The following is a 10,091-nucleotide window of genomic DNA, read 5'->3' as shown; positions in this document are numbered from 1 at the left end:
TTCCGCACTCTGCAAGCAGAGTGCTTCATCGTTCGACTTGCATGTATTAGGCATGCCGCCAGCGTTCGTCCTGAGCCAGGATCAAACTCTCATTTTGGTTGTTTGATATAGCTCAATTTAAAATTGTGAGTTAAACATGTTAACTCGTTTGTGTTGTCCTGATCCGATAAATCGGACCGAAGACCCCTGCACATTTGGTTGTTTTACTTTGTTCAGTTTTCAAAGATCTCTTTCGTTCAGACGTTGACATTATCTCGTGTCAACTCATACAATATTACAGGCTTTCGTTTTCATTGTCAAGAACTTTTTGAAATTATTTTTTCCGCTCGTTTTTCAGAGCGTCTGACAAAAAAAAGAAAAGCACTGAGCTGCCGTAAATCAGCAACGTATATTACTTTACCAGTCTTTCTCTTTTTCGTCAACCTCTTTTCAACAATTTATTCGATCTTTTTTTCAGATACCTTTAAGATCAAGCTTTTCACTACTATCCGGATTTTTCCGGCAGCATAAAACTGAAATCGAAGGACTCTCTTTTTGTAATGAGCAGCAGACCATCACCAAGGGGAACAACTGAAGATTCAAACGCCGGATGGTCCATAACGATATCCAAAAAAGCATTCAGTTTTTTGTGGATTTTCCGTCTTCTTCTTGGCACATCTTCGTCCTCATCCAGGATCGTCCCTCCCTGGAGTACATCATCGATGGCTAATACGCCACCTTGTTTTAACAGACGATAACAATGCGGAAAGAAATCATAGTACTTTGCCTTGGCACTGTCCATAAATATAAAGTCGACAGACTCTTCTTCCAGTTTCTCCAGCCAGTCACTTGCCTGACCTTCCAGCAGCGTGACATTATTTTCAATGTTCATTTTTTTGAAATTGATTCTGGCCTTTTCGATCATATCCGGATTACGTTCAATGGTCGTTACATGACATGCCGGAGACGAGGCCTTTACCATGAGTCCTGCAGAAAAACCGATGGCTGTTCCGATTTCCAGTATTTCTTTCGGTTGCAGGAGAGGCAAGAGCCAGTTGAAGAAGGTAACGGTTTCGTGTGGAATGACCGGCACCCGTCTTTCGTTCGCCCATTTTTCGATATTACCCAATTCTCCGCTCAACTGCTTCTGCGCTGTTCTTAAATATTCTCTGACATCATTGTCGATAACAGGTCTGTCCATCATTTCATTTCGTTTTGTCATACCGGCTCCCTCTAACACTTTATTTTCTTTATTTTACACTGATTTACCTAGGTAACCAAGGGCCAATCTGTTATAATGAAAATGTGAAAACAGAAAAAAACAGATGAGAAGGAGCAGATTCTTATATGCTGATCAAACAATTGACCGTACCTAAAAATATCGTATCAACAATTTCAGAGGATGCAACGCTTGAAGAAGCCATTACACTGCTTGAAGATACCGGGTACCGATGTGTACCTGTTTTGGATCAAAGCGGTAAAATATTCAGAGGCAACATCTACAAAATGCACATCTACAGACATAAAGCTAACGGCGGAGACATGTCCCTGCCTGTTACACATCTCCTGAAAAACGCAACGAAGTATGTGCATATCAATTCGTCATTTTTCAAAATCTTTTTCATGATAAAAGATCTGCCTTACATTACTGTCCTCGATGAGAACAATCATTTCTTCGGTATCCTGACGCACAGCACCCTGATCGATCTGCTGCAGCAGTCATGGAGTATCGATTCGGGCAGCTATGTATTGACCATTGCCTCTCCGGGACAGAAAGGTGACCTGGCCAACATCGCCAAGATCATCAACCGTCATTGCTCTATCATGAGCTGTATCACACTTGATGTTCAGCGTGAGAATATGGTGAGACGTACGATCATGACTCTGGAACCTGACGTTTCGAAAAAAACGCTGGACGAAATCAAAAAACAGCTGGACCGCAAAGGATTCAAGGTCGTTCAAGCCGAAGATCTGCATAACGATTAAACAACGATTAACTCTATACAAAAAGACGCTCGATCATTCCCCATTCCTGCGGGATTTAATCGAGCGTCTTTTTTACTGCGCCATATTTTTTAAATGTTTATGCCTGCATTCTTTTTTTGAAATCCAGTTTATTATCAAGCGTCAGCATGATGGGGATACCGACTCCCATCGTCACCATTTGCCCCAGAAAGACGGTAAGGTATGCGAACCAGAACACTTCTGCAGCACCGACCAGCAGCAGCAGCAGGGCGATCATGAAACTCAACACAGAGAATACGACGGTATTTATGACCATTTTTTTCACGGGGGACTGAACTTTTTTACTTAAAATAAAGTAAACAATAAACGAGACCACTGTGTGTCCCACACCCAGTACCCAGTCATATACCCCAAAAGGCGAGATGATAAGGTTGGTCAAAACAACACCTGCGGTCACACCATATGCGTATCGCTTGTCAAATACGACCAGATGATTCAACATTTCAGACAATCTGAACTGAATGGCCCCGAACGCAAAAGGTGCGATAAGTATAGTGATGCCTGTATATAAGGCTCCGATGATCGCATTGATCATCCATTGTTTTAATTTCATATTTTTCCTCCTAGTTTTTATCTCGTGGGTTGGCGCTTTCGAACCACGGTCGTCAAAAAAGACAACGAGAGTAGTGTACCATGTATCCCGGAAGTTTTCAATTACGGTTTATACTGACCCGCGCGGGCAAGGTCTGACTTGGTGATATCGGACCAAGACACGACCGAAAAAAACAACGCCAGACTGCAGATGCACAGCCAGACATTGCTTTTTTCTTCCATCGAAAGCTGCCAGTTAATTGCAGTCAGCCGAACCACTTCCGGATGTTTTTCAAGGTTTTTAACGCCCCGTACTGATACGGCGGGAAGATCATTTTATTGGCGTAGTCTTTCTTCTGGTGATACAGCACGTGTTCATACGTAAAACATTCGTAGCTGGAATGCCCATGATACCTGCCCATCCCGCTGTTTCCTACACCACCAAAGGGTATTTTGGGATCTGAACCATGAAAGATGACCTGACCGACCATGAGCGCCCCCGTTTTTAGTGACTGCTCCACTTCTTCAATGCGGGACGACTTTTCTGTAAACAAGTAAGTGACCAGAGGCGCTTCCCGCTGTTTCAGCACCTCCAGCAGATCAGCGAGAGACTCATAACTCACTATCGGCAGAATGGGACCGAATATTTCCTCCGTTGCCAGCGGCGAATCACTTGCTATATTAATCATCACTGTGGGTTCCATGAATAGCGCTTCTCTCCTGCCGCTTCCGCCATAAACGATATCACCTTGAGTCAAGTAACCTTTGAGTTTATCAAAATGTTCCGCATCGATCAGCCGGCCCAGATCCTTGCTCTTCTCAGGTTCACGGCCGTAAAATTCCCGAATCGTTTCTATGGCGAGCTTGGTGAATTTCTCCTGAACGGATGCCTGGATATAAACAGTGTCCGGAGCGATACAGGTCTGCCCCGCATTCAGAAACTTACCCCAGATGATTTTCTTTACCGTTTCTCTTGTACAGAGCGACTCATCTACGATACAAGGATTTTTTCCGCCCAGTTCAAGCGTGACAGGCGTCAGTGTTCTGGACGCAGCTTCATAAACTTTCCTGCCCACCTCAGAGCTTCCGGTAAAGAAGATGTGATCCCAGTTCATCTCCAGCAAAGCTTGAGCCGTGTCCGCCTCGCCTTCCACCACAACAATCTCTTCGGGATCAAAATATTGCGACAGCGTGTTTTTGAGCAAGTGACTGACGGTTCGTGATTTTTCGGAAGGTTTAACAAAGATGCGATTCCCCGCCGCGACCGCACCGACCAGCGGGACCAGAGTCAACTGAACCGGGTAATTCCACGGGCTTAAGAGCAGCACAGAGCCGTACGGCTTTCGTGTTACTGTATACTCGGTTTTTCCTATAGCGGTTCGGCTGAGCCGAGGCTCATCTTTCATCCATCTTTTTAAGTGACGTTTCATATGATCGATTTCATTCAACACCGTCACTATTTCAGAAGTGTAACTCTCCATTTCAGGTTTGCCCAAGTCTGCATGCAGAGCATCAAACCATTCAGATTCATGGTTTTCGATCAGCCTTTCCAAACGATTCAGCCTGTCTATCCGTTTCCGGTAAGCCGTCTTCACGTCCGCTTCAACTTGTTCCTTCTGTGCACGCTGCAGAGTCAGCCAATGTTCTTTTTCTGCTTTCAAATCAGTCATTTCAGATACCACCCTTCCCAGATCCATCACGCATCACCTGTTCCCGTTCAAATCAGCTGCTACTTCAGCAGTTAACGTAGTCTTCAGTCTTACTATAGCATACGACACGGATACTTACCTATTGGGACATACCTCTACTCTGATATACAAAAGACAGCCTGACATGTATGCCAGGCTGTCTTTTCTAAGTATTAAAGATGGTATTAAATATGTTTGTACTGATTAGACAGACCAATACTGATTGCTAGAGCATCATCGACCATACTCATCGTTTTATTATCTAAATGCGTCACTTGGTCTTTTAAACGTTGTTTGTCGATCGTTCTTATCTGTTCAAGTAAAACGACTGAATTCTTTTCCAGTCCCTTATCGGCTCCAACTTCAACATGCGTCGGCATTTTACCTTTTTCGATTTTCGTTGTTATAGCAGCAACAATGACTGTCGGACTATATTTGTTACCAACATTATTCTGAATAATCAAGACCGGTCGCATGCCACCCTGCTCAGATCCGATTACTGGTGATAAATCCGCATAATAAATATCTCCGCGTTTAACCACAGGCTTTCCTCCTCGAAGGCGCCTTTTGGATAAAGGGATTCCCTCGTTCATTCAACAAGACATCTTTCCCTTCAGATATGGGCGTGACTTTCATTTTCACAACCATCGAATTCTGAGCAAATCTCTAAATTGATTTTACCCATCTCCGCATATCCTTTCCTCATGGCATCCATTTTATTCATGGTATCTTTGATAAAACATTGAAGCATCGTGTTCATTAATTCAGATTCTTCAATATTTGCATCCTGACAATATTCTTCTATTTCTTCATACACAGACTGTTCCAGTTCAATCGTCATTTTTTTATTATACTCTTCCATGAATAATGCCCTCCAAAAAGATTATTGCTCGATACCCTTGCCCCTTAGTATACCAAAAGAGGCGGAAGAATAAATAGCTCCCACAGATTTAATCTATCCTTATTCCTTAACTGTAAGTTTATCATGAAAGGGCGAGCTTTTGAATCCTTCTTTGTGACAATTCTATGAAGGAAGAGATTTTAATTTTTTTCTAAAATGACTTGTGCCGCTGCAATAGCATCTGTGTGGGTAATGGAAACCCAGACATTGCCTGAAAACGGGCTCTGAGTGACCATTGGTTTTCCAGAACGGTCGGGTAATATTTCAACATCTAAAAAGCCGACCTTGCCTATTCCCGTTCCGAGTGCTTTTGAGAATGCTTCTTTTACAGAAAAACGTCCGGCTAGAAATTCGACTTTTCGCTTACCCTGAAGACCATTAAAAATATCGAGTTCTTTGCTCGTCAGCACTCTCTGCGCAAAGGTTTCCCGTTTTATGTACGCTTTTCTGATTCTGTCTATCTCCACAACGTCTAAACCAATACCAACAATCATCTTTTTCCTCTATTCCTCAAACCGTTCGTGCTGTTCTTACTTCTATTATGTTAACAGATTCACATCAAAATGTCATATATAAACGATTTTTAACAGAATAGAAGCCGGCAAGTGGTTTCCCCTTACCGGCTTCGTGATCAGTTATAGTGTCCTGTTATTTTCTTTTCGGACGGTTATTACTGCTTCTCTTGCCTTTGTTGTCGCCACCTGACCGACGTTTCCCTTTATAATTACGGTTACCGCCGCGGTTTCCACCGCCGCCTTTACCTTTACCTCGTCTGCGGTTCTTGCCTTTGTTAGGCAGTGGGCGCTGTGGAGTGATTTTGACCGGTACATCTGTTGGATCTTTCACCATGGCTTTAACTAAAGCCGCAGCCAGATCTTCTGCAGAATATGAAGACAACAGCTTCTCAGCAGCATTCTCATATTTCTCCAGTCCATTTTCATCGATGGTTTTTTGGATATCTTCCATAGCCGTCTGCAGCTGACTCTCTAAAGCCTCGTCGCTGGTAGGCGGACGAAGAGCAGTCATTTTCTGTTTCGTCAGTTTTTCTATGGTATGCAGATAGCTCATTTCATGCGGTGTTACGAACGTGACAGCTACGCCTTCTTCGCCGGCACGACCCGTACGGCCGATGCGGTGGACATAACTCTCAGGATCTTGTGGGATATCATAGTTATAGACGTGCGTGAGGCCGGTAACATCCAAACCACGAGCAGCCACGTCGGTCGCTACTAAAATATCGATGTTTCCTTTTTTAAAGTCTTTCAAGACACTCATACGTTTGCTTTGAGACAGGTCGCCGTGGATGCCTTCGGCCGTATAGCCACGCATCTCCAGACCTTTAGACAGTTCATCCACACGCTTTTTCGTGCGTCCGAAGATGATTGCAGATTTTGGATTCTGTACGTCGATCAAACGAGTAAGAATATCGAATTTCTCATTGTCTCTTGCTTTAGTATAAAACTGATCGATCGTTGCAGCGGATAATGTTTTCGTTTTGATGCGGACAGTTTCAGGATCCTGCATGAAACGGACACCGATACGTTTGATGGCATCAGGCATCGTTGCAGAGAACAGTAAAGTCTGACGCTCTTTCGGTGTTTCTTTGATGATGGCTTCGATATCATCGATGAAGCCCATATTGAGCATTTCGTCTGCTTCGTCTAAAACAAGTGTTTCCACTTGATCCAAACGCAGAGTCTTACGACGGATGTGGTCAAGCATACGTCCTGGCGTACCGACAACGATCTGTGCCCCGCCTTTGATCTGCTTGATTTGACGTCTGATATCTGCGCCACCATAAACACACGTTACTTTAACGCGCTTATCTTTGCTCAGGCGGAAAAGTTCTTCCTGTGTCTGGATAGCCAGTTCACGTGTCGGTGCAATGACTAAGCCCTGCACGACATGTTTTGACGTATCGATTTTCTGCAGCATCGGAAGACCGAATGCAGCCGTTTTGCCTGTACCCGTTTGAGCCTGGCCGATAACGTCTTTGCCTTCTAAAGCAAGCGGAATCGTCTGTTCCTGAATGGGCGTTGTTTCTTCAAAGCCCATATTCTTCACGGACTTCAGTAGTTCTGGCAGTAAATCTAGTTCATTAAATTTCAAAAAATGTTTCCTCCTATTATTTTCCTTAGCAGGCATTCGTTTAAGAGCCAAGGATGGTTTCACCCATAAATAGAGAAAGATCATTTCTTGAAAACAGAACGTTCCGTGATTCTGTTCAAATAAAGACCCTAGTGTACGTATCTCATCGTTCGATGCGGTACACCAGGGTATGACATTTAACTTGACTCAGTATTTATTATTTAATTTTAATTTTATACGATAGACATTTCTATCTACTAAACGAATAGCTGTCTGTCTTACAGATGTTATCTTATCATGTGACCCGTACGTTTTCAACTTATTTTCATAAGGCTTAAAAATGAATACGTTTTACTGTTTTTCATCCTGACTTAACTTGGACACAACTTCAAGCATACCTGTACTGAAGCTGGATTTGAATAAGACTGTGTCTTCAGGCTGCAATGTGTCTTTTAAATAAGCGACGACTTTATCTTTATCACCGGCAAAATGATGCAACTTTGATTTTTCCATTTTTCCGCTCATTTTTTCATATAAGGCTTTCATGAATTCACCGTACAGCACCAGTTCATCGATGCTGTCTGGATCGATCGCCTCGTGAAGCTCACGGTGCATGGTATCTGCCTGATCGCCGAGTTCGAGGATATCACCCAGCACTACGATTTTGCGCCCGGGCACATCGATCCCTTTAAAGTAACGGAGTACAGCTCTGACCGAGGACGGACTTGCATTGTATGCGTCATTCAAAAGGACCGATCCGTTCACTCCATCCTGCCATTCCAGACGGTTCTTGGTCAGCTGGAAATTGGATAACTGTTCATAAATCGCTTCACGTTCAATACCCAGTGTTTCTCCCACTAATATAGCGGCTAAGGCATTCTGCACGTTATATTCGCCCGGGATAGGCAGGGTGCATGCCACATCCGGTTCCTGATTCGTCTTGAAGCGGGTCTGCTTCATTTCCGTTTCGATTTCCGTTGAATAGAGATCGACGCCGGTTTGCTTTCCGAATGTTTTAACTGTTTTCACTTTTTCGTCGACCCAGCCGTCTGCGATCCGGGTTTCTAAAAGCGGTTCTTCCCCAGGGTAAATGAGGGTCCCCTGTTTCATCCCTTCGACGATTTCCAGTTTCGCTTCCGAAATGGCTTCTCTTGACCCCAGAAATTCGATATGGGATTCGCCGATCATGGTGATGACGGCGATGTCCGGTTCAGCGATTTCAGATAAGACGTGGATCTCACCTTTTTCACTCATACCCATTTCAAGGACAATGACTTCCGTGTCTCTGTCCATATCTAAAATAGTCAGAGGCAGACCCAAATGGTTATTGAAATTCCCGCTGGTTTTATGGGTCTTGTATTTAGCGGAAGCCACTGCCGCCACCATGTCTTTTGTCGTCGTTTTGCCATTGCTGCCGGTGATCCCGACAACTTTGGGCGACACTTCATTTAAATAGTCTTTTGCAAAAGACTGGAAGGCTTTCAGTGTATCTTCCACTTGAATGACCGCGATCTCTTTCGGGGCATGCTCGATCGGATCGCTCCATAACGTAGCTGATGCTCCCTTATCCATGGCAGACTGAATAAAGTCATGACCGTTCCGGTCGGCTGTTAATGGAATAAACAGGTCGCCTTCCGTTAATGTCCGGGTATCAAAGGATACCCCTGTCACCTGATCTGTCTTTTCACTGTTGAATACTTTCCCACCTACTGCCTGGGCGATTTCATTTAGCGTCCAATTCGGCATTGATACTCTCCATTTCTATACTGTCATCTTCTGTCGTCACTTCTGTACTTAATTTATATTTATCTTTGTGTCTGCGCAGGCCCAGCTGAATGACTTCTTCGATCAGGTCAGCATAAGGGATACCCGTCTTTGCCCACACTTTAGGATACATGCTGTTTGAAGTAAAGCCCGGAAAAGTGTTGACCTCATTGATGTAGACCTCTCCCTCTTCAGTCAAAAAGAAATCGGCACGGGAAATGCCTGACCCATTGATCGCTTCAAACGCATCTGCTGCCATTTTTCGCATTTTCTTCGTCAGTTCACCGGATATCTTGGCCGGGATCTCCCGGACCACTTTCTGATTCAAGTACTTATCTTCGTAAGCGTAAAAAGGTTTTGGCTTGACCAGCTCCCCTGGTACAGACGTATGGACGTCTTCGTTTCCAAGGATTGCCACTTCGATTTCGCGTACAGGCACCCCTTTTTCCACAACGATCCGGTAGTCATAGTTAAATGCCAGTTCGATTGCTTCGATCAGCTCCTGCGTGTTCAACACCCGTGTGATGCCGACACTGGATCCCTGATTGACAGGTTTGACATACATGGGATAGTCCAGATAGGTTTCAAGTGCGTCGCAGACATCCTGCCGACTGACTTTCCAGTCTCTCAATTTGACTTCCTTGTAGGGCAGTACGGACAGTCCGGCTTCTTTAAACACGCTTTTGCTTATCAGCTTGTCCATCCCGATGGCACTTGCCAGTACGCCGGAACCGACGTAAGGGATATCCAGCGTTTCAAACAAGCCTTGGATCGTGCCGTCTTCTCCATTTGGGCCGTGAAGAACCGGGAATGCCACTGATTCTTCCTCGATCAATTCATTAAAAGAGAAAGGTGTTTTCTGTTTCAGATCGACGAGTTCAGCCTTCGACTGGATGCTGTCTCTGCCTTTTACCTCAGACCCTCTAAACCAGTTCCCCTCGCGTGTTATATAAACAGGGATAACAGTATAATAGTCGTAATAAATGTGCTGCAGGATCGAAAAAGCGGATTTAACAGAGACTTCGTGTTCTGCATTCTTACCGCCATATATCACATAAAGCTTCATAAGTTTCCTCCTGTTCCTCGCTGACGCACCGGTCGGCTCAGCGTTTGCG

10 protein-coding genes and 1 rRNA gene are annotated in these 10,091 nt (G+C 44.4%); 1 reads left to right on the top strand and 10 read right to left on the bottom strand.

Annotation, left to right across the window (positions count from 1 at the left end; translation table 11 throughout):
• Together BM049_RS11105 and BM049_RS11100 are read right to left on the bottom strand one after the other, a co-directional pair.
• A 16S ribosomal RNA gene (locus tag BM049_RS11105) occupies window positions 1–97 on the bottom strand; the annotation flags it as partial.
• Between the two features lie 387 nt (window positions 98–484).
• Window positions 485–1,201: an O-methyltransferase gene (locus tag BM049_RS11100; RefSeq protein WP_091531728.1), complete on the bottom strand. Its 717-nt coding sequence runs from the start codon at window positions 1,199–1,201 to the stop codon at window positions 485–487.
• Between the two features lie 125 nt (window positions 1,202–1,326).
• Here BM049_RS11100 and cbpA point away from each other — a divergent pair, with 125 nt between their 5' ends.
• Complete coding sequence (gene cbpA / locus BM049_RS11095; RefSeq protein WP_091531727.1) at window positions 1,327–1,965, top strand: cyclic di-AMP binding protein CbpA; 639 nt, start codon at window positions 1,327–1,329, stop codon at window positions 1,963–1,965.
• Window positions 1,966–2,062: 97 nt separating this feature from the next.
• On the opposite strand, the gene BM049_RS11090 is transcribed toward cbpA, so the two are convergent.
• The 8 genes from BM049_RS11090 to BM049_RS11055 form a co-directional block, all read right to left on the bottom strand.
• The gene (locus tag BM049_RS11090; protein WP_091531724.1) at window positions 2,063–2,557 is read right to left on the bottom strand and encodes a QueT transporter family protein; all 495 of its coding nucleotides are present in this window, start codon (window positions 2,555–2,557) and stop codon (window positions 2,063–2,065) included.
• 244 nt (window positions 2,558–2,801) lie between these two features.
• Window positions 2,802–4,205 carry an aldehyde dehydrogenase family protein gene (locus tag BM049_RS11085; RefSeq protein WP_177188706.1) on the bottom strand — a complete coding sequence of 468 codons (1,404 nt, stop codon included), beginning with the start codon at window positions 4,203–4,205 and terminating at the stop codon, window positions 2,802–2,804.
• A 203-nt stretch (window positions 4,206–4,408) separates the two neighbouring features.
• On the bottom strand, window positions 4,409–4,816 hold the full coding sequence (locus BM049_RS11080) for a type II toxin-antitoxin system PemK/MazF family toxin (RefSeq protein ID WP_091531719.1): 408 nt from the start codon (window positions 4,814–4,816) through the stop codon (window positions 4,409–4,411).
• A gap of 20 nt (window positions 4,817–4,836) precedes the next feature.
• Window positions 4,837–5,085 carry a hypothetical protein gene (locus BM049_RS11075; RefSeq protein ID WP_091531717.1) on the bottom strand — a complete coding sequence of 83 codons (249 nt, stop codon included), beginning with the start codon at window positions 5,083–5,085 and terminating at the stop codon, window positions 4,837–4,839.
• A 179-nt stretch (window positions 5,086–5,264) separates the two neighbouring features.
• Window positions 5,265–5,618, bottom strand: a complete 354-nt coding sequence (gene acpS, locus BM049_RS11070) for a holo-ACP synthase (RefSeq protein ID WP_091531714.1) — start codon at window positions 5,616–5,618, stop codon at window positions 5,265–5,267.
• A 154-nt stretch (window positions 5,619–5,772) separates the two neighbouring features.
• Window positions 5,773–7,233: a degradosome RNA helicase CshA gene (cshA, locus tag BM049_RS11065; RefSeq protein WP_091531712.1), complete on the bottom strand. Its 1,461-nt coding sequence runs from the start codon at window positions 7,231–7,233 to the stop codon at window positions 5,773–5,775.
• Window positions 7,234–7,563: 330 nt separating this feature from the next.
• The gene (locus tag BM049_RS11060; RefSeq protein ID WP_091531710.1) at window positions 7,564–8,958 is read right to left on the bottom strand and encodes a UDP-N-acetylmuramoyl-tripeptide--D-alanyl-D-alanine ligase; all 1,395 of its coding nucleotides are present in this window, start codon (window positions 8,956–8,958) and stop codon (window positions 7,564–7,566) included.
• On the bottom strand, window positions 8,936–10,042 hold the full coding sequence (locus tag BM049_RS11055; protein ID WP_091531707.1) for a D-alanine--D-alanine ligase family protein: 1,107 nt from the start codon (window positions 10,040–10,042) through the stop codon (window positions 8,936–8,938). Before BM049_RS11055 ends, BM049_RS11060 begins: the two co-directional genes overlap by 23 nt.
• Window positions 10,043–10,091 lie beyond the last annotated feature (49 nt).

It is taken from the genome of Alkalibacterium subtropicum (assembly GCF_900112455.1).
Classification (GTDB): Bacteria; Bacillota; Bacilli; order Lactobacillales; family Carnobacteriaceae_A; genus Alkalibacterium; species Alkalibacterium subtropicum.
The sequence above is the reverse complement of the archived record's forward strand: the minus strand, read 5'-3'. Positions and strand labels throughout refer to the sequence as shown.